General features: G+C 51.0%; 21 protein-coding genes. 12 read left to right on the top strand and 9 right to left on the bottom strand.

Features of this window, described 5'->3' with window-relative positions; translation table 11 throughout:
* The 9 genes from H8K47_RS11580 to grpE all read right to left on the bottom strand — a co-directional run bounded on the left by H8K47_RS11580 (position 1) and on the right by grpE (position 8,565).
* Positions 1-711, bottom strand: a complete 711-nt coding sequence (locus H8K47_RS11580) for an SDR family NAD(P)-dependent oxidoreductase (protein ID WP_186881569.1) — start codon at positions 709-711, stop codon at positions 1-3.
* The gene (locus H8K47_RS11575; RefSeq protein ID WP_186881568.1) at positions 711-929 is read right to left on the bottom strand and encodes a TIGR02450 family Trp-rich protein; all 219 of its coding nucleotides are present in this window, start codon (positions 927-929) and stop codon (positions 711-713) included. Before H8K47_RS11575 ends, H8K47_RS11580 begins: the two co-directional genes overlap by 1 nt.
* Before the next feature lie 110 nt (positions 930-1,039).
* Positions 1,040-2,572, bottom strand: a complete 1,533-nt coding sequence (locus H8K47_RS11570; RefSeq protein ID WP_186881567.1) for a cryptochrome/photolyase family protein — start codon at positions 2,570-2,572, stop codon at positions 1,040-1,042.
* Complete coding sequence (locus H8K47_RS11565) at positions 2,569-2,712, bottom strand: DUF2256 domain-containing protein (protein ID WP_456243332.1); 144 nt, start codon at positions 2,710-2,712, stop codon at positions 2,569-2,571. Before H8K47_RS11565 ends, H8K47_RS11570 begins: the two co-directional genes overlap by 4 nt.
* A gap of 194 nt (positions 2,713-2,906) precedes the next feature.
* Positions 2,907-3,572 carry a carbonate dehydratase gene (gene can, locus H8K47_RS11560; protein WP_186881639.1) on the bottom strand — a complete coding sequence of 222 codons (666 nt, stop codon included), beginning with the start codon at positions 3,570-3,572 and terminating at the stop codon, positions 2,907-2,909.
* A gap of 166 nt (positions 3,573-3,738) precedes the next feature.
* A complete protein-coding gene (locus H8K47_RS11555) occupies positions 3,739-4,359 on the bottom strand; it encodes a chalcone isomerase family protein (protein ID WP_230405148.1) in 621 nt (206 codons plus the stop codon).
* 256 nt (positions 4,360-4,615) lie between these two features.
* Positions 4,616-5,734: a molecular chaperone DnaJ gene (dnaJ, locus tag H8K47_RS11550; RefSeq protein WP_186881565.1), complete on the bottom strand. Its 1,119-nt coding sequence runs from the start codon at positions 5,732-5,734 to the stop codon at positions 4,616-4,618.
* Between the two features lie 182 nt (positions 5,735-5,916).
* Entirely contained in the window at positions 5,917-7,854 is a 1,938-nt protein-coding gene (gene dnaK, locus H8K47_RS11545; RefSeq protein WP_186881564.1) for a molecular chaperone DnaK, read from the bottom strand.
* A 141-nt stretch (positions 7,855-7,995) separates the two neighbouring features.
* Complete coding sequence (grpE, locus tag H8K47_RS11540) at positions 7,996-8,565, bottom strand: nucleotide exchange factor GrpE (protein ID WP_186881563.1); 570 nt, start codon at positions 8,563-8,565, stop codon at positions 7,996-7,998.
* Between the two features lie 348 nt (positions 8,566-8,913).
* Between grpE and rfbB the strand changes: the two genes are divergently transcribed.
* The 12 genes from rfbB (at position 8,914) to waaA (ending at position 21,706) form a co-directional block, all read left to right on the top strand.
* Complete coding sequence (gene rfbB / locus H8K47_RS11535; protein WP_186881562.1) at positions 8,914-9,975, top strand: dTDP-glucose 4,6-dehydratase; 1,062 nt, start codon at positions 8,914-8,916, stop codon at positions 9,973-9,975.
* A gap of 4 nt (positions 9,976-9,979) precedes the next feature.
* The gene (rfbA, locus tag H8K47_RS11530) at positions 9,980-10,873 is read left to right on the top strand and encodes a glucose-1-phosphate thymidylyltransferase RfbA (protein WP_186881561.1); all 894 of its coding nucleotides are present in this window, start codon (positions 9,980-9,982) and stop codon (positions 10,871-10,873) included.
* A gap of 2 nt (positions 10,874-10,875) precedes the next feature.
* A complete protein-coding gene (gene rfbC, locus H8K47_RS11525; RefSeq protein ID WP_186881560.1) occupies positions 10,876-11,421 on the top strand; it encodes a dTDP-4-dehydrorhamnose 3,5-epimerase in 546 nt (181 codons plus the stop codon).
* Entirely contained in the window at positions 11,418-12,353 is a 936-nt protein-coding gene (rfbD, locus tag H8K47_RS11520; RefSeq protein WP_186881559.1) for a dTDP-4-dehydrorhamnose reductase, read from the top strand. The genes rfbC and rfbD overlap by 4 nt, the downstream gene beginning before the upstream one ends.
* 78 nt (positions 12,354-12,431) lie before the next feature.
* Positions 12,432-13,229, top strand: coding sequence for a glycosyltransferase family 2 protein (locus H8K47_RS11515; RefSeq protein WP_186881558.1), 798 nt, complete (start codon positions 12,432-12,434; stop codon positions 13,227-13,229).
* Complete coding sequence (locus tag H8K47_RS11510; RefSeq protein ID WP_186881557.1) at positions 13,226-14,185, top strand: UDP-glucose 4-epimerase family protein; 960 nt, start codon at positions 13,226-13,228, stop codon at positions 14,183-14,185. Before H8K47_RS11515 ends, H8K47_RS11510 begins: the two co-directional genes overlap by 4 nt.
* A 7-nt stretch (positions 14,186-14,192) precedes the next feature.
* On the top strand, positions 14,193-14,765 hold the full coding sequence (locus tag H8K47_RS11505; RefSeq protein WP_230405149.1) for a sugar transferase: 573 nt from the start codon (positions 14,193-14,195) through the stop codon (positions 14,763-14,765).
* 9 nt (positions 14,766-14,774) lie between these two features.
* Positions 14,775-16,700 carry a polysaccharide biosynthesis protein gene (locus tag H8K47_RS11500; protein ID WP_186881555.1) on the top strand — a complete coding sequence of 642 codons (1,926 nt, stop codon included), beginning with the start codon at positions 14,775-14,777 and terminating at the stop codon, positions 16,698-16,700.
* A gap of 17 nt (positions 16,701-16,717) precedes the next feature.
* Positions 16,718-18,094, top strand: a complete 1,377-nt coding sequence (locus H8K47_RS11495) for a phosphomannomutase/phosphoglucomutase (RefSeq protein WP_186881554.1) — start codon at positions 16,718-16,720, stop codon at positions 18,092-18,094.
* A gap of 44 nt (positions 18,095-18,138) precedes the next feature.
* Positions 18,139-19,173 carry a lipopolysaccharide heptosyltransferase I gene (gene waaC, locus H8K47_RS11490; RefSeq protein WP_186881553.1) on the top strand — a complete coding sequence of 345 codons (1,035 nt, stop codon included), beginning with the start codon at positions 18,139-18,141 and terminating at the stop codon, positions 19,171-19,173.
* A 36-nt stretch (positions 19,174-19,209) separates the two neighbouring features.
* Positions 19,210-20,190, top strand: a complete 981-nt coding sequence (locus tag H8K47_RS11485; RefSeq protein ID WP_186881552.1) for a glycosyltransferase family 2 protein — start codon at positions 19,210-19,212, stop codon at positions 20,188-20,190.
* Between the two features lie 232 nt (positions 20,191-20,422).
* Positions 20,423-21,706: a lipid IV(A) 3-deoxy-D-manno-octulosonic acid transferase gene (gene waaA, locus H8K47_RS11480; protein WP_186881551.1), complete on the top strand. Its 1,284-nt coding sequence runs from the start codon at positions 20,423-20,425 to the stop codon at positions 21,704-21,706.
* Positions 21,707-21,743: the final 37 nt, after the last annotated feature.

The raw sequence follows: 21,743 nt of genomic DNA, 5'->3' as shown, positions 1-21,743 counted from the left end.
CTACCAGGGTAAATGCTCATTGCTGTAAGTGACGAAGCTGCCACTGTCGGCTGGCATTTTCTGATCGATCACGGCCAGCATCTCTTGCGCTGCCTGCCTTGCTGACCGGGCTGCACGCCCACCACGGAAAGGCTGTGATAAGCGGGTCGTCACCGTCCCTGGATGCATGGCCAATAACACGGTCGCAGGTTGGCTGCGTTTGAGTTCTATCGCGGCGGTCTTGATCAGCATATTCAGTGCGGCTTTAGAGGCGCGATAGCTGTACCAGCCACCCAGCCGGTTATCTTCTATGCTGCCTACCTTAGCCGATAACATCACCAGCACTGCACGCCGGGTATCGAGCAAGCCAGAAAAATGACGCAAGGCCAGCGCAGGCCCGAAGGTATTGACCTGAAAGGTCGCCATCAATTGCGCGTAATGCAAATCGCCGAGTTTTTTCTCGGGCATGAAGTCAGGACTGTGTAGCAGACCGACTGCATTGATGATCAGATGAAAGGGGCCATGTGCACGCATGCTGGCTGCAGCTGCAGCGATACTGGCTTCGTCAGAAAAATCTAAACCTGGCTCGCTATGTCGGTGTAATACATGCACCGCGCCACACGCAGGCTGTGCGCTGAGCTGTTCGGCAAATGCAGCGCCTATACCACCGGATGCACCCAGTATCAGCGCGCGAAAACCGGAAGGAAAACTCTGCAGTATGTGTTGATCCATCACCAGCCTCTTTTCCAATGCGAGGGATTGTCCAGTTCACGCCAGCTGATAATGCGCGAGCGCTTGGTCATGACCGCTTCTATCTCTACTTCACTGATGGGGGCATCCGGACATTCCGGTTCTATCAGCTTCGTCACGATGAAATGTTTTTGCTTATCCACCACTTGCTGCGCTGTCCATTTAGAATGCAATAACTTTCTGATGGCTCTGCTTTGCATCGCTCTCCCCTATTATCAAGTCCGCAGTGCGCCTGGGTTTGCAGGCATTTTGCTGCCAGCAGGCGCATCGGCACTCAGTCTTTCCAATTCGTATTGGCTGTCGATTAGCTCTACAGGCTGTCGAGATTGTCACGTATCCGCTGCGCCTGCTGTTGGTAAGCGGCCTGGATCTCCGGGCTCATTTTGCGCCATTGCGGATACACCATACCGATACGCGGATTGCGTGACAACTGTTCTGCATGACGCGCAAAAAAATCCCAGTACAAGGCATTGAAGGGACAGGCTCGCTCCCCGGTTTTTTGCTTTTTATCGTAATAACAGCCCTTGCAGTAATCACCCATTTTGTCGATATAGGTGGCAGTGGAGACATAGGGTTTAGTCGCCAGAAAACCACCATCTGCATACTGACTCATGCCCAGCGTATTGGGTAACTCCACCCACTCAAAAGCATCGATGTAGATCCCCAGATACCACTGATGCAGCGCTTGCGGCTGCAATCCTGCCAGCAAAGCGAAATTGCCGATCACCATCAGGCGCTGTATGTGGTGGGCATACGCATGTTCCAGCGACTGTCCAATCGCACTCGCGACGCAATGCATGCGTGTTTGTCCGTTCCAGAACCAGGCGGGTAAAGGCTGTTGGTGGTTAAAGTGATTCTGTTCTACATAGTCAGGCATTCTGGCCCAGTACACACCGCGCACATATTCACGCCAGCCGAGTATCTGGCGGATAAAACCTTCTGCCGTATGCAATGGAATACGTGCTGCGCGCCACTCCTGTTCAACCGCCTGCACCACTTCAGCCGGATGTAGCATCTTGGTGTTTAAAGCAAACGACAGCAGCGAGTGAAACAAGCGCCAGGCACGGTGACTCATCGCATCCTGATAAGAACCGAAATGTGGCAGCGCCGTACTTACAAAAACCTGTAACTGCTGCAGTGCTTCAGTCCGGTCCAGCGGCCAGCGGAACTGGGCAGCCTGAGGCTCGCCAAAACTGGCGACACCGGCCTGCTGTATGTCTTGCCACAGCTGACTATGATCATGTACTGGCCGCTGATCAGCCGGCTCCCAAGGCAGCCCCGACCAGGCAGCACGATTATCGGCATCATAGTTCCACTGACCACCGGCAGGCTGCCCCTGCTCCATCAGTATCTGGTGACGCACCCGCATCGCACGGTAGAAATGCTCCATCAGCCAGCGTGATTTGCCTTTGAACTGCACCGCTACTTCTTGGCGCATAGTAAAAAAATGTTCGCTGCTGACGCAGTATTTGCGTATGCCTGACGCAGGCTGATAGGCGGCCAATTGCTGATCCAGCCGGTATTCGTCGGGTTCCTGGTAGCGTAACTCTGTGCATTGATAATGCTGCAACAGCTGATCGAGCAGCTTGGGCAGCGTGATCGCAGGATCGGCCTCTTGTATGGTTTGATAATGGATACGGTGTCCCGCTTGCTGCAGGCTGCGCGCAAACGCACGCATAGCAGCAAAGATAGCGATGATTTTCTGTGCATGATGCAGCACATAATCTGTCTCTTGCCGCATTTCCAGCATGACGTAGACGTGCTCGTCACTGACCTGCTGAAACCAGGAATGTCGGGGATTCAGCTGATCACCCAGAATCAGACGCAAACTACGGGCTTTCATGCAGGCACTTTCGGCTGACGACGGCAACGGTCAGAGCAGTATTTCACTTCATCCCACACCTTTTCCCATTTTTTTCGCCACTGAAAAGGCAAACCACACTGCACGCAATAGCGCACTGGCAAATCAGATTTTTTCCGCATTTTCATGGTTGGATTCAGCTCGTTCTTGCATCAGAATGAATGAAGGCGATCATGCCATGATTTGCCTGACGCTGCTGGACAGCATGCAATTTGTCCGTCCATGCGACCCTTACGGTTTTCGGTGAGTGCAGCCAGGGCGGGATGGCATGTGCGTGGCGTAAAAAAAGCCGCGGCGAGCGGCTTTAGTGAACGCTTTACTGGTAGCGCGCCAGACTGGCCTCTACGTGTTTTGCCAACACATCCTGCGAATCGATTGTCATACCCAGTTCATTGAGCAAGCCATCCTGCAAACCATATACCCAGCCGTGCACCGTCACTTCCTGACCGCGTTGCCAGGCATCCTGGATCACGGTGGTCTGACAGACATTCACGACTTGTTCTATCACGTTCAGTTCGCATAAGCGGTCAGCACGCTGACGTAATGACAGACTTTCACCCAGATAGCGTTCATGCTTCTGATGTACGTCCTGCACATGACGCAGCCAGTTATCCGCCAGACCAACCCGACCACGCGTCATCGCAGCATGTACACCGGAGCAGCCATAGTGTCCGCACACGATAATGTGTTTAACGCCCAATACATCAACTGCAAATTGCAAGACGGACAGGCAATTCAGATCAGAATGCACCACCACATTAGCGATATTTCGGTGCACAAATAACTCACCTGGCAATAAGCCAAGTAATTCATTGGCAGGGACACGGCTGTCAGAGCAGCCTATCCACAAGTATTCGGGATTTTGCTGAGCAGCGAGTTTTTTGAAAAAATCAGCATCTTTACTATGGATGGACTGTGCCCAGGCACGGTTGTTTTCAAATAGCTGTTCAGGGGTCAATTTTTTGCTGTTTTGCGCTGTCATCATCTGGCCCATTGATTGAAACAGGCGTGATTCTAACCGTTTACAGTACAAAAAGCTTGAGCACAAACAGCGTATGGGGAGAAACTCCCAATACGCTGTTATCTTCCTTTAAATTACGCTTTCCGTCTGTGCGAAATGCGCAAGTCCGGACTAGGCTTTTGCGCGATTAACGGTAATTGCCGCGATCATCAGGTTCGGCCAGCATGGCTTTTTTCAAGCCCTTGTCGACCGGACTGTCCCCCAGCCAAATACGCAGCAAGGCATTGTAAAAAGCCAGGTCAGGATAAGGCTCACCCAGTTTTTTTCCGTTCAGGGTCAATACAGTGCCCACACCGGGTATCCAGTCATTGGTCATCACATCGCCTTTTTTCAACTCAGGCACGGAGGCAAACAACTCACCAAAACGCAGGAATTGCGCAGTCAGTTTTGCTTTTTCAGCCTTGTCGGTATTTTGCTGAATACCCTGCATGAAACCACGGCCAAAATCCTCATTGCTGAGGTCACGCAGCATCACGATAGTCACGCGGCGAGGTCCTGGTGCAGCCAACACATCCGGCACTGTGGTCTTCTTTTCCTTCAGATATAAGCCAGCCACATACACCTTGAAAATCGCTTTGTAGCGAATGCCCGCGCCATTGAGTTTTAAATCCGTATTGGCCAGTTGTATGTTGTCTTCGAGCTTGACGCCTGCAACTTCTGTTGCCTGTGCCTGCATCACCAGCCCCATTACCAGACCCATTGTCAGGCCACATCCTGCCAGCCATTGTTTCGTTTGATTCCAACGCATTTCCTGTCTCCGTTTAATTTGTATTGGATCAGGTCAGCATCTGTACGCCCGATGCGGCCATATCCTTTATTTTTCCGCAACCGACGCGGTGCTTTAGCTTAACTGAATGTAGAATTTTTATGCGGTTTTTTTATGGAACAAGCGCTCTAGAACTGCGCTCGCACGCCTCAGGCGAAGCGCTTGCATCATACGGACAAACGTAAAAAAACCCCGCGTGTAGCGGGGTTCATGCAGTGCTGCCAAACAAGTTCGTCGCTTACTCGAAGAACTTTTTGACTTTATCCATCCAGGTATTACTTTGCGGATTGTGCTTGGAACCACCTTCCACAGTCAATTGTTCAAACTCACGCAACAAATCTTTCTGGCGCTCAGTCAACTTCACTGGCGTTTCTATGAGTACGTGGCAGAACAGATCACCGGCATAGCCGGAACGTACACCTTTGACACCCTTACCACGCAGACGGAAAGTCTTACCAGACTGTGTACCTTCCGGCACCGTAAATGAAGCTTTACCGCTCAGCGTAGGAACTTCGATCTCACCGCCTAAAGCAGCTTTAGAGAAGGAAATTGGTATCTCGCAGTGCAGATCATCACCCTCACGCTGGAACACAGGATGCTGCTTGATGTGAATTTCCACATACAAATCACCCGGAGGGCCGCCATTGACACCGGGTTCACCATTGCCGGAGGAGCGGATGCGCATACCATCATCGATACCGGCGGGTATCTTCACTTCCAGCGTTTTCTTACGCTTGATGCGACCCACGCCTGAACAGGTGGTGCAAGGATCAGGAATCATCTTCCCTGTTCCATGACACTTAGGACAGGCTTGCTGTATGCTGAATAAGCCTTGCTGCATACGAACCTGACCATGACCACCGCAAGTGGTACAGGTTACCGGCGAAGTACCTGGCTTAGCACCAGAACCGTGACAGGTATCGCACTCATCCCAGCTCGGTACCTGTATCGTGGTTTCATAGCCATTCGCAGCTTGCTCCAGCGAGATTTCGAGGTTGTAGCGCAGATCCGCACCGCGATATACCTGCGGTCCTGCGCTGCGACGGCCACCACCGAAGATATCGCCAAAAATATCGCCAAATGCATCTGCAAATCCGCCAGCACCAGCGCCACCGCCGCCACCCATATTCGGATCGACGCCCGCATGGCCATAGCGGTCATAAGCATCGCGCTTCTGACTGTCGGACAGCATTTCGTAGGCTTCTTTGACTTCTTTGAATTTGTCTTCGGCGACTTTATTGTCCGGATTGCGGTCCGGATGGTATTTCATCGCCAGTTTGCGATAAGCCTTTTTGATTTCTTCGTCGGACGCATTCTTGCCCACGCCGAGAATTTCATAAAAATCACGCTTCGCCATCTGGATTACACCTTGTTTTCGTAGTTCATATTTTGGGACTGATACACAAAATATGGCGATTCAATATTAAAAAAAGCGAGCTCTATGCCACAAAGGCGCAGAGTGCGCAGAGACCAAACTCTTTCTGCGTGCTCTGCGCCTCTGCAGCCAGTTTCAGACTGAATCTGGCTGAATCTGACTGATTATTTGCCGTCTTTGACTTCTTTAAAGTCAGCATCAACCACGTCATCGTCTTGTGCTTTCGCTTCTGCTGCACCGGCCGCACCTGCTGCGCCACCGGCTGCAGCTTGCTGCGCCTGCATGTCAGCGTAAACTTTTTCGCCCAGTTTTTGGGAAGCAGTCGACAAGGCACCCAGCTTGGTATCGATTTCAGCTTTGTCGCCGGATTTCAATACATCTTCCAGATCCTTGATCGCTGCTTCGATTTTCTCTTTTTCGCCAGCTTCCAGCTTATCGCCGTGCTCAGACAAAGCTTTCTTCGTGGAGTGAACCAGTGCGTCACCCTGATTGCGGGACTCTGCCAGTTCTTTCACTTTCTTGTCTTCTTCCGCGTTCAGCTCAGCATCTTTCACCATTTTCTGGATTTCTTCTTCGGTCAGACCGGAGTTAGCCTTGATGGTGATTTTGTTTTCTTTACCAGTCGCCTTGTCTTTTGCACCGACATGCAAAATACCATTCGCGTCGATGTCAAAAGTCACTTCGATTTGCGGTGTGCCGCGCGCTGCCGGTGGAATACCTTCCAGATTGAACTCGCCCAGACCTTTGTTACCAGCAGCGATTTCACGTTCACCCTGGAATACTTTGATCGTTACTGCAGGCTGGTTGTCGTCCGCTGTCGAGAATACCTGACTGAATTTAGTCGGGATAGTTGTGTTTTTCTGAATCATTTTGGTCATCACGCCACCCAGGGTTTCAATACCCAGGGACAGTGGAGTCACGTCCAGCAACAACACGTCTTTACGATCGCCAGACAATACCGAACCCTGGATTGCTGCACCAACTGCCACAGCCTCATCCGGATTCACGTCTTTGCGTGGATCTTTACCGAAAAATTCTTTGACCGCTTCCTGCACTTTAGGCATACGTGTCATACCACCAACCAGAATCACGTCATCGATATCGGACGCTTTCACGCCCGCATCTTTGATCGCCATACGGCATGGTTCTATGGTTTTCTGGATCAGGTCTTCGACCAGCGCTTCCAGTTTGGCGCGTGTAATTTTCAGATTCAAATGCACCGGTGCGCCATTAGCCATGGCGATGTACGGCTCATTGATTTCTGTTTGCTGGGAACTGGACAATTCGATTTTTGCACGTTCAGCAGATGCTTTAATACGTTGCAGTGCGATCGGGTCTTTGGCCAGATCCAGACCATTGATCTTTTTAAATTCTTCAATGATGTAGTCGATCACGCGCTGATCGAAGTCTTCACCACCGAGGAAGGTGTCGCCGTTAGTGGACAACACTTCAAATTGCATTTCGCCGTCTACGTCAGCGATTTCAATCACGGATACGTCGAAAGTACCACCACCGAGGTCATACACTGCAATCTTACGATCGCCTTTTTCTTTTTTGTCCAGACCAAACGCGAGCGCAGCAGCGGTCGGCTCATTGATAATACGTTTGACATCCAGACCTGCGATACGGCCGGCATCTTTCGTTGCCTGGCGTTGCGCGTCATTGAAGTAAGCTGGCACAGTAATCACGGCCTCTGTCACTTCTTCACCGAGATAGTCTTCGGCGGTCTTTTTCATTTTGCGCAGGACTTCAGCAGAAATTTGTGGTGGTGCGAGTTTTTTATCGCGCACAGACACCCATGCGTCGCCGTTATCTGCTTTGGAAATAGAGTAAGGCATCAGACCAATGTCTTTCTGCACTTCTTTTTCTTCAAATTTACGACCGATCAGACGTTTTACTGCGTACAGTGTGTTTTTTGGATTTGTGACAGCCTGACGCTTGGCGGATGCACCAACCAGAATTTCGCCGTCTTCTTGATAAGCAATAATGGATGGCGTAGTACGCGCACCTTCAGCGTTTTCGATAACTTTTGGCTGGCCGCCTTCCATGACTGCGACGCAAGAATTGGTTGTACCCAAATCGATACCGATCATTTTGCCCATGATTTTCCCTCAGAATGTCAATTTTATTTGTTGAGATTGTAGAATCAGCTCAGTTTGCCTGTATTTCTGATTCATCTGTTCCGGATATTAGGTAAAAAACGCCGTTTTCAAGCGAAATTTGCGCGTTTTTTACGCATTTTTTTATTTTCCTTGTGCGACTGTCACTAATGCAGGGCGCAGCAGGCGATCCGCAATCATGTAGCCTTTTTGTAAGACGGTGACGACGGTATTCACATCCTGTTCGGCTGGCACCATAGAAATCGCCTGGTGCTTCATCGGATCCAGTTTTTCCCCCTGCAGTGGGTTCACTTCTAGCAGGCGGTTCTTTTCAAAGGCAGATGACAATTGCTTTAATGTCATTTCAACACCTTCCTTGAGCGAGTCGATAGAAAGCGTTTCTACTTTCAATGCCATTTCCAGACTGTCTTTGACTGGCACCATAGCCTCGGCAAAACCTTCGATCGCAAACTTATGCGCTTTCGCAATATCATCCTGGGCACGACGACGAATGTTCTCACCTTCTGCCTTGGCACGCATAAATACATCTTGCAACTCAGCAACCTTAGCTTGCAATTCAGCAACCAACTGATCCTTACTTTGCGCGTTCTGATCGGCTGTCGCATCCAGCTCTGGATTCGCCTGTGCCGTTTCCGCAGCAGCAGCCTCTGTCGCAGCGATATCTTGTTCCGTTTTTTTATCTTGCTCTTGCATACAAACTCTCCAGTCAAAACTTTATTGCTGCTGCAATTGGGGTCATCAGGAAATAATTCAAGACCCGCCCTTAGAAATAACTCAGAATAAAGGATTTTTCCTCCAGATCACTGAAATTTCGTCAACATAGCAGGCTGAAAAAAATCAAAATAACCTAAAAACACGTCAACAACGTCCACATTTGCTATTTAAGTGCTGAGTTGGGCAAATTTCAATCCGCCTTCGGCTTACAAACAGAATCAACGTGAATTTGTGGTTACAAAAAAATTAATGACATGCTGATTTGGCCGATTTTTCCAGTAAAATCGCCGCTTTATATTTTAAATACTGCATTTCTAGGAGTGGTGAATGATATTCGTAACTGGCGGCGCTGGTTTCATCGGTTCCAATTTTGTTTTAAGCTGGCTAGCGCAACAGGATGAATCCGTGCTCAACTTTGACAAACTGACTTATGCAGGCAACCTGAATAATCTGGTCACCGTACGCGATAACCCTCAACATATTTTCGTGCAGGGTGATATCTGCGACACCGAACTGCTCCATGCCTTGTTTGCGAAACATCAACCACGTGCCATTCTGCATTTTGCAGCGGAAAGCCATGTGGACCGTTCGATTCATGGTCCGGCCGCTTTCGTCACCACCAATGTGAACGGTACGTTCAGTTTGCTGGAAGCGGCACGTGCCTACTGGAATGGACTGGAGGGCGAGTCCAAAGCTGACTTCCGCTTCTTACATGTGTCGACGGACGAGGTCTACGGTACCTTGTCGGCAGAAGATCCGCCGTTCACAGAAACAACCGCCTATGCGCCGAACAGTCCTTATTCTGCATCGAAAGCAGCATCCGACCACTTGGTGCGCGCCTACCATCATACGTATGGCATGCCAGTTCTGACCACCAATTGCTCTAACAATTACGGTGCTTATCATTTCCCGGAAAAACTGATCCCACTGATTATTACCAACGCACGCGCAGGAAAAGACCTGCCTGTGTATGGCGATGGTCAGCAAGTACGTGACTGGTTATTTGTGACTGATCATTGCACCGCGATCCGTCGCGTTCTGGAAGCAGGACGTCCAGGTGAAACCTATAACGTAGGTGGCTGGAATGAACAGACCAATCTGAGCGTGGTACATACCATCTGCGATTTACTCGATGAATTGCAGCCTAAAGCAGCAGGCAGTTACCGTGATCAAATCCGTCATATCAAAGACCGCCCAGGTCATGATCGCCGCTATGCAATTGATGCCCGGAAAATTGAACGCGAATTAGGCTGGAAACCTGCTGAGACCTTTGAGACTGGATTACGTAAAACGGTGCAATGGTATCTGGACAACGATGCATGGGTCAGCGATGTCCAGTCAGGCGACTACATGAAATGGGTGGATTTGCAATATAGTAACAAGGAATAAGCTAATGGTACAAACTACACAACGCAAAGGGATTATCCTGGCAGGCGGCTCAGGCACACGTCTGTATCCCGTGACCCAGGCAATTTCCAAGCAATTATTGCCAGTCTACGATAAACCCATGATTTATTATCCGCTGACTTCCTTAATGTTAGCGGGCATACGCGATATTCTGATCATTTCCACACCTCAGGATACGCCACGCTTCAGCGAATTGCTCGGCGACGGCTCGCAATGGGGCATCAACCTGCAATATGCCGTACAGCCTTCGCCGGATGGTTTAGCGCAAGCCTTTATCATCGGCAAAGAGTTCATCGCAAACTCGCCGTCTGCCTTAATCCTTGGCGATAATATTTATTACGGCCATGACTTTGAGCCACAATTACGCAATGCCGACGCGCGTGGCAGTGGCGCGACCGTGTTTGCTTATCATGTTCATGATCCGGAACGCTATGGCGTGGTTGATTTTGATGCCAATCGCCAGGCCATCAGCATAGAAGAAAAACCGCTGAAACCGAAATCGAATTATGCAGTGACCGGACTGTACTTCTATGATCAGCAAGTGGTAGATATCGCGGCTGCGATCAAACCGTCCGCACGTGGTGAACTGGAAATCACCGATGTGAATAATGTTTACCTTAAACAAGGCGAACTGAATGTGGAACTGATGGGGCGTGGTATGGCCTGGCTGGATACCGGCACTCATGAGTCTTTGCTGGACGCCAGCCAGTTCATTGCGACGATAGAAAAACGCCAGGGTTTGAAAATTGCCTGTCCGGAAGAAATCGCGTTCCGCCGTAATTACATCGATGCAGCACAACTGGAAAAACTGGCGCAGCCTTTGAAAAAGAATGAATATGGCCGCTACTTGTTGCAATTATTAGAAAAGAAGATCGGCTAAATATGAAAGTTGTTGCAACTAATTTACCAGAAGTACTGATTATCGAACCCAAGGTATTTGGAGATGAACGTGGCTTTTTCTTTGAAAGCTTCAATGCCAAAAAATTTGCTGAACTGACCGGTGTACAGACTGAGTTTGTGCAGGATAATCATTCGCTGTCGGCCAAAAATATTTTGCGTGGTTTGCATTATCAGATTCAACAAGCGCAAGGTAAGCTGGTACGGGTCGTGTCAGGGGAAGTTTTTGACGTTGCAGTCGACATCAGAAAAAGTTCGCCGCGCTTCGGACAATGGGCGGGCGTTCGTTTATCTGCGGAAAATCAGCGTCAGTTATGGATACCGCCGGGCTTTGCGCATGGCTTCGTGGTGCTCAGTGAAAAGGCTGAATTTTTGTACAAAACGACCGATTACTGGGCGCCTGAATTTGAACGCAGCCTGGCGTGGAATGATCCGGCTATCGGCATTACCTGGCCGATCAGCGACGCACCGGTTTTATCTGGCAAAGATCAGCTTGCAAAAACGCTGGCGGAAGCAGAGGTTTTTGCATGAAAATTTTACTGACCGGTGTCAGTGGCCAGCTCGGCGCTGCATTGCTGGATCTGCTTGCAGGTGAACACGAAGTCATTGCCGCGGACCGCCAAATGCTGGATCTGAGCCAGCCCGCCAGCATCGAGAATGCAATAGATCAGATCCGCCCGGATCTGATCATCAATCCGGCAGCCTACACCGCTGTCGATAAAGCCGAAACCGATACTGAAACGGCATTCGCAGTCAATGCGCTGGCGCCACAGGCCATGGCGCGCGCAGCAAAGCGCCTGCAGATAGGTCTGATCCATTACTCGACTGACTATGTATTTGATGGCAGTCTGGGTACAGATCAGCCCCAAACCGGGCTGCCTGCTTATACGGAAACCTATGCCTGCAATCCTGTCAATCAGTATGGAAAAACCAAATATGAAGGTGAGCTCGCGATTCAGGAAAGTCAGTGTCAGCATCTGATTTTCCGTACCAGCTGGGTCTACTCACTGCATGGCAAAAACTTCTTGCTGACGATGTTAAGACTGGCCAATGAGCGCGATCACTTACGCGTCGTCAACGATCAGTTTGGCGCACCAACATCTGCCTTGAGCATTGCACAAGTGACGCAGCAAATCGTGCGTCAACTGGCTGCAGCGCCGGATAAAGCGGCCTGGTGGCAGCAATTTCAGGGTTTGTACAATCTGACTAACACCGGCTACACCAGCTGGTTCGGTTTTACTACAGCGATCGTACAACAAGCCGGATTGCGTGGTTTGTTGAACAAAGCGGCCCCCGTATTGGAAGGCATACCGGCCTCTGACTACCCAACGCCCGCGAAAAGGCCTGTGAACTCCCGCTTGGATACACAGAAAATTCAGCAAGCCTTCTCGGTGTCGATACCCGACTGGCAAAACGCACTGGCGGAGTGCCTGGATCAACAACATCCGTTCGCCAGCAGCTGAATCATGGCAGGCGACCACGCGAATGAAAAGTCGCCGGCCTGAGCAAAATCGCCGTCCGCTGCACTATAGAACACCACTTTGAACATGATACATATTGCCATCGTCAGCCACGGCCACGAAGAATTACTGATCTCCAGCCAGCTGGGTGGTCTGGCGCAGGCCGGTGCGCCAATGCAGGTATGGGTAAAAGATAACCTCCCCTCTGACAGCTTACGCCGCTATTGCGAGCAAGTGGGTGTCCACTACACAGACGCCAGCCCTGGTCTGGGCTTTGGGGCAAATAATAATTTTTTGTTTCAGTTAGTGCGGCAAAGCGACGGCTACGCCGCGAATGACCTGTTCGTCATCATGAATCCGGATATCGCGATTACAGCAGCACACATCGCTGAATTGGAGCTGCGCATGCAGCATGACCAGGCAGTCAGCGCGACCCTGAACTTATTTAAAGACCACGCCGGCACAATTGCAGATGGAAATATCCGGATATTTCCTGATCTGCTGTCGCCACTTCGTGTACCGCTGGTGCGCTCACTGACCAGTGTCTATGACAAAAGCAAGTTGCCAGAGAGCTGTGACATCGACTGGTGTTCAGGTGCTTTTCTGGCGATGCGAGCGGCGCATTTCGAACAACTGGGCGGCTTCGACGACGACTACTTCATGTATTTTGAAGACGTAGACTTATGTTATCGCTCTTATCTGCTGACGGGGCATGGTGTGCGCTATTATCCGGACCTGCATGCGGTACACTTTGGCGCACACCGCAACCGCAGCCTGGCCTCGCCACATGCCAGATGGTTTTTGAGCAGCTTCATGCGCTTTATTTTCCGTAAGTATTGTGTTTATCCGCGTCGCCCACACACCTTGAAGCCCCTATGAATCAACCCGTACTGATCACCGGTGCCAGTGGTTTTGTCGGCCAGGCGCTGACTGCGCACATGCTGGAACTAGGCTACCACTTGATCTGCCCAACGCGCCAGCCACTGACTACGCAGCATGACGATATGCGAAATCCCCTGATCACTGGTTTGGATGCACAAACCGACTGGACAGAATACCTGCAACAGGCAGGTGCCGTCATTCATTGTGCCGCCAGAGTACATGTGATGCATGAAACGGCCACTGATCCGCTCAGCCTGTTCCGTGCATTGAATGTCGACGCCAGTGTCAATCTGGCCAGGCAGGCGGCAGCCGCCGGTGTCAAACATTTTATTTATCTGAGTTCAGTCAAAGTGAATGGTGAACGTAGCCTGCCAGGTCATCCTTTGTCGGAAGAAGATATCGCCGCAACGCATGACCCTTATGGTTTATCAAAATACGAAGCAGAACGGGCCTTGCTTACGATAGGAAAAAAAACCAGCATGGCCATCACTATCGTGCGCCCACCGTTGATTTATGGCCCCGGCGTCAAAGCCAATTTCCTTAGCATGATGCAAGCAGTCAGACGTGGCATCCCTTTGCCACTGGCCAGCATCAACAATCAGCGCAGTTTGGTCTATATCGGCAATCTGACGCACTTCCTCACACATTGTCTGTATCATCCTCAGGCTAAGAACGAGGTGTTTCAGGTGTCAGATAACCAGGACTTATCTACGCCTGCTTTGCTGAAGGCTTGTGCACAAGCCTTACAGGTCAAACCCAGATTATTTGCATTTCCACCCGGCTGGCTAAGCGTGTTGGCGCGTATATCAGGCCGACCTGGCATTGCCGACCGCTTATGTGAATCACTACAGGTGGATATCAGCAAAGCCAGACGCCAATTAGGCTGGGAGCCGCCTTTTACAGTCGCACAGGGTCTGCAATACACGGCAGAGCATGAATCATCAAGGAATTGATAAAAGTATGTATAGCATCTTAAAACGCATATTCGATCTGGGACTGGCCTTGAGCGCCAGCATCATCTTATTGATACCGATCTTGCTGACTGCACTGTGCGTCAAACTCAGTTCGCGCGGCCCCATCGTCTACTGGTCTGACCGCGTCGGTAAACATAATCAGATTTTCAAAATGCCCAAGTTTCGCAGTATGCGCATCGACACCCCCGCGGTCGCCACCCACCTGCTAAGCAATCCTGAGCAATATCTGACGCCGATCGGTTCTTTTTTACGCAAATCCAGCCTGGATGAGCTGCCTCAGCTCTGGAGCATACTTATGGGTGATATGAGTTTTGTTGGGCCCCGGCCTGCACTCTACAATCAAGATGATCTGATCGCCCTGAGGACGGAAGCTGGCGTACACACAATTCCGCCAGGTCTGACTGGCTGGGCGCAGATTAACGGACGCGATGAATTACCGATTCCACAAAAGGTCGCACTCGACAGCTACTATCTGCAGCATCAGTCATTTGGTTTTGACTTCCGCATACTGTTACTGACTTTTCTCAAAGTGTTGCGTCGCGACGGCATCACGCACTAAGGACGGGCTATGCTGAATTTACTGATACAGCTGCCGCGCAGGAATAAGCAATTACTCGCGATCACTACGGATGCAATTTGCCTGCCGCTGGCCTTTATCTGCGCAATCTGGTTACGCTACGAAAGCTTTAACCTGGCCTTGTTTCAGCATTACTTCTGGCTGATCGTCGCCATCCCCTTTGTCAGCGTACCGATATTCATACGCACTGGTTTGTACCGCGCTATCGTCAGATACATCGATCAAAAAATTCTGGGCGTGGTGGTGTTCGGTGCCACTATTTCAGTACTGCTACTGACCTTCATCAGCCTGATGTTGCACATTTTGCCTATATCGCGTGCGGTGTTTGGCTTTTTCTGGGCCGGCTCCATTTTTTACTTATGCGCTAGCCGCTTTATTGCACGGGCCTGGTTGGTACGTACCGATATTAACGAAAATACAGTTCCAGTTTGTATTTATGGCGCTGGCAAAGCCGGAGCGCAACTGGCGTCGGTGATGCGTTCAGGCGGTGATTATCTGTGTGTCGCTTTTGTTGATGATAATCCTAATCGCCAGGGTGCGACCATAGCGGGCATTAAAGTCTACGCACCACAAGATATTCCTAAAATCGCGGCACGTTTTGGTGCGGAACAAATATTGCTGGCCATGCCTTCGATTTCCAAGGCCAGACACAAACAAATTCTGGATCAGCTGGAACCGTTTAAACTCAAGATACGCATGACGCCATCGCTCACCAGCCTGGTGAACGGAGAGTTAAGAGTACAGGACGTCAGGGATGTGGAAATCGACGACTTGCTGGGCAGGGATCAGGTCGCACCAGATCCGCAACTGCTCAGTGTATGTATTCGTGACAAGCAGGTGTTGGTCACCGGAGCAGGAGGTTCTATCGGCTCAGAACTGTGTCGTCAAATCCTGCGCCAGCGTCCGGCCAGCCTGATCCTGCTCGATATGTCGGAATACGCTTTATATGCGATTGAGCAAGAGCTATCAGAGCTCGCCAGGCAGGAACAGATCGCACTGCGCATACTGCCTTTCCTGGGTTCTGTGTTAGATCGTAAAAAGCTGGATAATATTTTTACGACCCTACAAATAAATACGGTCTACCATGCAGCCGCCTATAAACATGTGCCGCTGGTCGAGCACAATCCAATTGAAGGCATACGTAATAATGTGTTCGGTACCCTGAGTGTGGCCAATGCCGCCATGCGTGCTGGTGTCAGTCAGTTTGTCCTGATTTCTACTGATAAGGCGGTACGTCCCACCAATATTATGGGCGCGACCAAGCGCATGGCTGAACTGGTTTTACAAGCCTGTGCCCGACGCCAGTCAGCGACGCGTTTTTGCATGGTGCGGTTTGGTAATGTGCTGGGTTCATCCGGCTCTGTCGTTCCCCTCTTTAAAAAACAAATTCAGGCTGGTGGACCGATCACACTTACCCATCCCGAAATCACGCGCTATTTCATGACCATACCGGAAGCCGCTCAACTGGTGTTGCAGGCCGGCGCCATGGGTGAAGGGGGCGATGTCTTTGTACTCGATATGGGCGATCCGGTCCGCATCATTGATCTGGCGCGGCGCATGGTACATCTGAGTGGTCTCGAAGTGAAATGCGACGAAACACCTGATGGCCAGATAGAAATTCAGCACGTGGGTTTACGTCCTGGCGAAAAGCTCTATGAAGAATTGCTCATAGGCGACAATGTTGAAGGCACTACACATCCGCTGATCATGCGCGCACGTGAAAACGAACTACCCTGGACTGAGCTGGAAGCCAGTCTGACAGCGATAGAACAGGCTTGTGAACAATTCGATTTTCCACAGCTACGTGCTTTACTGCTCAAGACAGTGGCAGAATATCAGCCGCAATGCGGGATCGAAGACTTGCTGTGGCAAGCCAGATCACGTGAATCAATCAGCAAAACCTCAACCCTACACTAAACAACAGGTATTTCATCATGTCCCTACTTTCAGCTAGTATCTTCAAGGCTTATGATATCCGTGGCATCATTGGCAAAACTCTGGATGCCGATGTCGCTTATCTGATCGGTCAGTCCTTTGGTTCTGCGGCCATCGCTAAAGGCGAAAAAACCGTGGTGATAGGCCGTGATGGCCGTCTGTCCGGGCCGGATCTGATCACGGCACTGGCCAAAGGCTTGCAAGCTACAGGCGTGGATGTAATCGACCTGGGCGTGGTGGTGACGCCTATGGTCTACTTTGGCACGAACGTACTGGGCGCGACTTCCGGCATCATGGTGACTGGCAGTCATAACCCGCCTGATTACAATGGGTTCAAAATGGTGCTGGCGGGCGAAGCCATTTACGGTGACGCCATTCAGGCTTTGTATCAGCGCATCCTGAACAAGGATTTCGTGAGTGGACAAGGTCAATATCGCACCCATGACATCAAAGCAACTTACCTGGAACGCATCCTGAGCGATGTGAAGCTTACCCGCCCTTTAAAGATTGCAGTAGATTGCGGTAATGGCGTAGCCGGCGCGTTTGCGGCAGATCTGTATCGCGGCATGGGTTGTGAAGTCATCGAACTGTTCTGCGACGTGGATGGCACTTTCCCGAATCACCATCCTGATCCGGCCCATCCGGAAAATTTGCAAGACCTGATCCACTGCCTGCAAACGACAGATGCAGAAATCGGCCTGGCCTTTGACGGCGACGGCGACCGCTTGGGTGTTGTGACTAAAGATGGTCAGATTATTTATCCTGATCGCCAGCTCATGCTGTTTGCCGAAGATGTGCTGACACGTAACCCTGGCGCCCAAATCCTGTATGACGTGAAATGTACCCGCCATATTTCGGCTTGGGTGAAAGCACGTGGTGGCGTACCGCTGATGTGGAAAACCGGTCACTCTCTGGTGAAGGCAAAATTACGCGAAACCGGTTCGCCGCTGGGTGGCGAAATGAGTGGTCACATTTTCTTCAAAGACCGCTGGTATGGCTTTGACGATGGCTTGTACGCCGGTGCGCGTCTGCTGGAAATCATCAGCCGCGTGACAGATATGACAGCTACTCTGAATAATTTGCCGCAATCACCATCGACACCGGAACTCCAGTTGAAGCTCAATGAAGGCGAGAATTTCAGCATCATCGCTGCCATGCAGGCGAATGCCGATTTCCCAGGCGCAGATGAAGTCATCACCATCGACGGTCTGCGTGTCGAATATCCGGATGGATTTGGTCTGGCACGCTCGTCCAACACCACCCCTGTGATCGTGATGCGCTTTGAAGCGGAAAATCCGGCAGCGCTGCAACGTATACAGGCTGCGATCAAAGCAGCCGTATTAGCCGTCAAACCTGACGCACAGTTGCCATTCTGAATATCTGACAATACAAAGGGACCAGCATACATCCTGAGCTTGGGATGCATGCTGGTCCCGACACTCACTTTTTTAGTCACAGAACTTTTCTTTCGTATTCAGTGAAAATCCTTATCATCCGTGTTTCCTCCCTCGGGGATGTCCTGCACAATATGCCGGTCGTCAGCGATTTACTGCAGCATTTTCCGAATGCGAGCATAGATTGGGTGGTAGAAGAAGCCTATGTGAATCTGGTGCGTCTGCACCCGGGAGTAAGACGCATCATCCCGTTTGCTTTACGGCGCTGGAGAAAGAAACTGCTCTCTACACAAAACCGCGCAGAAATCCGGCAGTTTCTGAACGCCTTGCGTGAAGAACAGTATGATCTGATCCTCGATACCCAAGGTTTGCTCAAAACCGGTTTGCTGATGGGCTGGGCAAAAAACAGCCAGAACGGTAAGAAAGTTGGACTTGCCAACGGCACTGTCGGTTCAGGCTATGAAGGCATATCCCGCATTTTCCACGACCAGAGTGTGGCCGTTGATCCCTATACCCATGCGGTATTACGCGGCCGCCTGGTGGCTGCAGCTGCAGCAGGCTATATAGTAGACCGTCCGGCTGTGTTCGGCCTACAGCCACCTGTTTGCGAGGCTGCATGGATGCCGCCACATCCCTTTGTGGTTTTTTTCCATGGCACCGCCGGTGCTGCAAAAAAATGGGCCAGAACCAACTGGATTGCAGTAGCGAACTACTTGCAGACACTGGCATTACCCGTGCTGCTCCCCTGGGGGAATGCAGAAGAAAAAGCCGAAGCAGAAGCCATGGCCGCGGTGATGCCAAATGCCGCCGTACTCCCTGCGCTGTCTATGCAGGAAGCAACCCTGCTCGCTTATTCCGCCACACTCGCAATTGGTGTCGATACCGGCCTGACCCATATTGCAGCGGCCTATGAAACGCCGACAATAGAACTCTACTGCGCTTCGCCTAAATGGAAAACGGAAGGTAACTGGTCGGATCGACTTATCAATCTTGGAGATGACGGAGCACCACCCACAGTAGATGCAGTAATTCAAGCCTTACAGCAATTACAAATACAGTGATCAGCAATTCTGACTCAGACCAAAACAGACTCCTCTATGTCCAGCACAATAAAAAATTATCCTAAAGTCAGCGTGGTCATCGTCAACTGGAATGGCGGTGACTTGTTGCAACGCTGTATCGCAGAACTGCAGCAACAGACTGTGCATCCCCATGAGATTATCGTGGTCGACAATGCCAGTAGTGATGGCTCGGGGCAGGCAGTCGAACAAGCCTTCCCGCACATACGTGTGATTCATGCAGGCAGTAATCTGGGCTTCGCGGCAGGCAATAATCTGGCGGTACGCCAGGCAGCATCTGACAGTAGCTGGATTGCTTTACTCAATCCGGATGCTTTCCCTGAGCCAGAATGGCTGGAAAGCTTGCTCGATGCGGCAGTCCGAAATCCGGAATTTGCGATTTTTGGCAGTCGTTTGATGGATGCAAACAGCGGCACTCTGCTGGATGGAACCGGTGATGCCTATCACCTGAGCGGTCTGGTGTGGCGCGAGGCACATGGCCAGGCTTTGCAGCAAGAGCATCTGGTCAGTAAAGAAATTTTTTCAACCTGCGCCGCCGCCGGTTTGTACCGACGCGATGTGTTTGATGCACTGGGTGGATTCGATGAAGATTATTTTTGCTACGTCGAAGATATAGACCTGGGATTTCGCTATCAGTTGGCAGGTTATCGCTGTTTGTATGTCCCCACATCTGTCGCGAAACATGTAGGTTCGGCGTTGACAGGAAAACGCAGTGATTTTTCTGTCTATTATGGACACAGAAACCTGGTCTGGACCTTTATCAAGAATATGCCGGGATTGCTATTCTGGTTATGCCTGCCCCTGCATCTGGCTTTGAATCTGATCACGATCGCTTACTTTATCCGTCAGGGACAGGGGCAAGTGATCTGGCGAGCCAAACGCGATGCATTTAACGGCATCCCCAAAGCCTGGGAAAAACGTCGGCGCATACAATCGCAGCGCCGCGCCTCTCTGACTCATATCTGGCAGCTGCTGAATAAGAAGTTTAGCCGCGGCTGAACTTAGGGTATAGTCCTGCTTCTTTTAAATGTTGGCATCGCCCGCTTCTGCCTGCCAAAATGGCAAAGCCAGCGGCTTTGCTGATAGGATTCAGGCTCAACGCCATACCCGAAACATTGCAATGTTGCCATGTAATTTCGTACCACATATGCAATATGTGCAATAAATGCGATAAGTACAAAGGACAAATCCAGTGGTATCGTGCAGTTGAATATCAGGAAAAACTAACAGAATGCGTCTTTTTTATTCTTTGATCTGGGGATTGTCTCTGCCCTTTGCGCTTCTGCGGTTGTGGTGGCGCGGGCGTCAGGAGCCTGGCTATCGCAGGCATATCCCGGAACGTCTGGGGTTCTATCCGCGCTTCACCGCAGTCCGCCTGATCTGGGTGCATGCAGTGTCTGCAGGCGAAACCAGGGCGGCGGAACCCTTGATACGTGCGCTGCTGCTACAGTATCCACAGCACCGTATCTTATTGACCCACATGACGGCTACCGGTCGCGAAACCGGCGCTCAGTTATTCGCTGATGTTGGTGCTCGCCTGCAACAATCCTTCCTGCCCTACGATATCAACTGGATGATGGCGCGTTTTCTGCGTCATTTCAGGCCAGAAATCTGCATTCTGATGGAGACCGAAGTCTGGCCTAACCTGATCGCACAATGCCGGCTGACTGAAATTCCGGTCGCGCTGGTGAATGCGCGCTTATCAGAAAAATCACTACGTAAAGCCCTGCGTATGCAAGCACTGATACTGCCTGCGGCACATGCAATCAATGCCGTCGCAGCGCAATCCACACCGGATGCTGACCGTCTGATGCAACTCGGCATACACCAGTCTGTCGTCACCGGAAATATGAAGTTTGATGTTACGCCACCGGCGGATATGGAGGCTCGGGGCCAAGCGCTGCGTGAACAATTTGGAGCACGCCAGGTCATCCTGTGTGCCAGCACCCGCGATGGTGAAGAAGAATTGATACTGGAAGCGTTTCAGGAACAGTTCCCGCTGTTGCAGGAAAAACCATTACTGATCATCACACCGCGTCACCCACAGCGTTTCGACCAGGTCGCCCAATTGCTGGAGCAGCGCGGAGTACGCTATCTGCGGCGCTCTTCGCTCGAACAGTCGATGCCGCAAATCCCGTCGGATATACAGGTTTTGCTGGGTGACAGTATGGGTGAAATGTATATGTATTATGCGGCCTGCGATGTCGCCTTTGTCGGCGGCAGTCTGGTTCCTTTAGGGGGTCATAACCTGATCGAAGCCTGTGCCATGGGTAAGCCCGTTTTAACCGGCAGCCATACCTTCAATTTCTCAGAAATTACCGACCAGGCTATCGCCGCCGAAGCCGCATTGCGTGCCGACGGTGCCCGCAGCATGTTGAGTCTCGCCCTCGCCCTACTCGGCAATCCACTCAAACGCCAGCAGATGGCTCAGCAAGCACATGCCTTTTTCCTGCAACACCAGGGGGCAACGGCACGCACGCTGCAACTGCTGCAACCCTGGCTGAAACAGACCTAAAGCTGCCTGGATCAGCTTTGCGACGACGTAGCGCTGC

Source organism: Cognatundibacterium rugosum, assembly GCF_014284365.1.
Classification (GTDB): domain Bacteria; phylum Pseudomonadota; class Gammaproteobacteria; order Burkholderiales; family Burkholderiaceae_D; genus Undibacterium; species Undibacterium rugosum.
The sequence above is the reverse complement of the archived record's forward strand: the minus strand, read 5'-3'. Positions and strand labels throughout refer to the sequence as shown.

What these genes read in the sequence shown, in the direction of transcription:
- H8K47_RS11580 (WP_186881569.1), bottom strand. Translation starts at nt 711, where the DNA reads ATGGATCAACACATACTGCAGAGTTTTCCTTCCGGTTTTCGCGCGCTG.
- H8K47_RS11575 (WP_186881568.1), bottom strand. Translation starts at nt 929, where the DNA reads ATGCAAAGCAGAGCCATCAGAAAGTTATTGCATTCTAAATGGACAGCG.
- H8K47_RS11570 (WP_186881567.1), bottom strand. Translation starts at nt 2,572, where the DNA reads ATGAAAGCCCGTAGTTTGCGTCTGATTCTGGGTGATCAGCTGAATCCC.
- H8K47_RS11565 (WP_456243332.1), bottom strand. Translation starts at nt 2,712, where the DNA reads ATGCGGAAAAAATCTGATTTGCCAGTGCGCTATTGCGTGCAGTGTGGT.
- can (WP_186881639.1), bottom strand. Translation starts at nt 3,572, where the DNA reads ATGACAGCGCAAAACAGCAAAAAATTGACCCCTGAACAGCTATTTGAA.
- H8K47_RS11555 (WP_230405148.1), bottom strand. Translation starts at nt 4,359, where the DNA reads ATGCGTTGGAATCAAACGAAACAATGGCTGGCAGGATGTGGCCTGACA.
- dnaJ (WP_186881565.1), bottom strand. Translation starts at nt 5,734, where the DNA reads ATGGCGAAGCGTGATTTTTATGAAATTCTCGGCGTGGGCAAGAATGCG.
- dnaK (WP_186881564.1), bottom strand. Translation starts at nt 7,854, where the DNA reads ATGGGCAAAATGATCGGTATCGATTTGGGTACAACCAATTCTTGCGTC.
- grpE (WP_186881563.1), bottom strand. Translation starts at nt 8,565, where the DNA reads ATGCAAGAGCAAGATAAAAAAACGGAACAAGATATCGCTGCGACAGAG.
- rfbB (WP_186881562.1), top strand. Translation starts at nt 8,914, where the DNA reads ATGATATTCGTAACTGGCGGCGCTGGTTTCATCGGTTCCAATTTTGTT.
- rfbA (WP_186881561.1), top strand. Translation starts at nt 9,980, where the DNA reads ATGGTACAAACTACACAACGCAAAGGGATTATCCTGGCAGGCGGCTCA.
- rfbC (WP_186881560.1), top strand. Translation starts at nt 10,876, where the DNA reads ATGAAAGTTGTTGCAACTAATTTACCAGAAGTACTGATTATCGAACCC.
- rfbD (WP_186881559.1), top strand. Translation starts at nt 11,418, where the DNA reads ATGAAAATTTTACTGACCGGTGTCAGTGGCCAGCTCGGCGCTGCATTG.
- H8K47_RS11510 (WP_186881557.1), top strand. Translation starts at nt 13,226, where the DNA reads ATGAATCAACCCGTACTGATCACCGGTGCCAGTGGTTTTGTCGGCCAG.
- H8K47_RS11505 (WP_230405149.1), top strand. Translation starts at nt 14,193, where the DNA reads ATGTATAGCATCTTAAAACGCATATTCGATCTGGGACTGGCCTTGAGC.
- H8K47_RS11500 (WP_186881555.1), top strand. Translation starts at nt 14,775, where the DNA reads ATGCTGAATTTACTGATACAGCTGCCGCGCAGGAATAAGCAATTACTC.
- H8K47_RS11495 (WP_186881554.1), top strand. Translation starts at nt 16,718, where the DNA reads ATGTCCCTACTTTCAGCTAGTATCTTCAAGGCTTATGATATCCGTGGC.
- waaC (WP_186881553.1), top strand. Translation starts at nt 18,139, where the DNA reads ATGCATGCTGGTCCCGACACTCACTTTTTTAGTCACAGAACTTTTCTT.
- H8K47_RS11485 (WP_186881552.1), top strand. Translation starts at nt 19,210, where the DNA reads ATGTCCAGCACAATAAAAAATTATCCTAAAGTCAGCGTGGTCATCGTC.
- waaA (WP_186881551.1), top strand. Translation starts at nt 20,423, where the DNA reads ATGCGTCTTTTTTATTCTTTGATCTGGGGATTGTCTCTGCCCTTTGCG.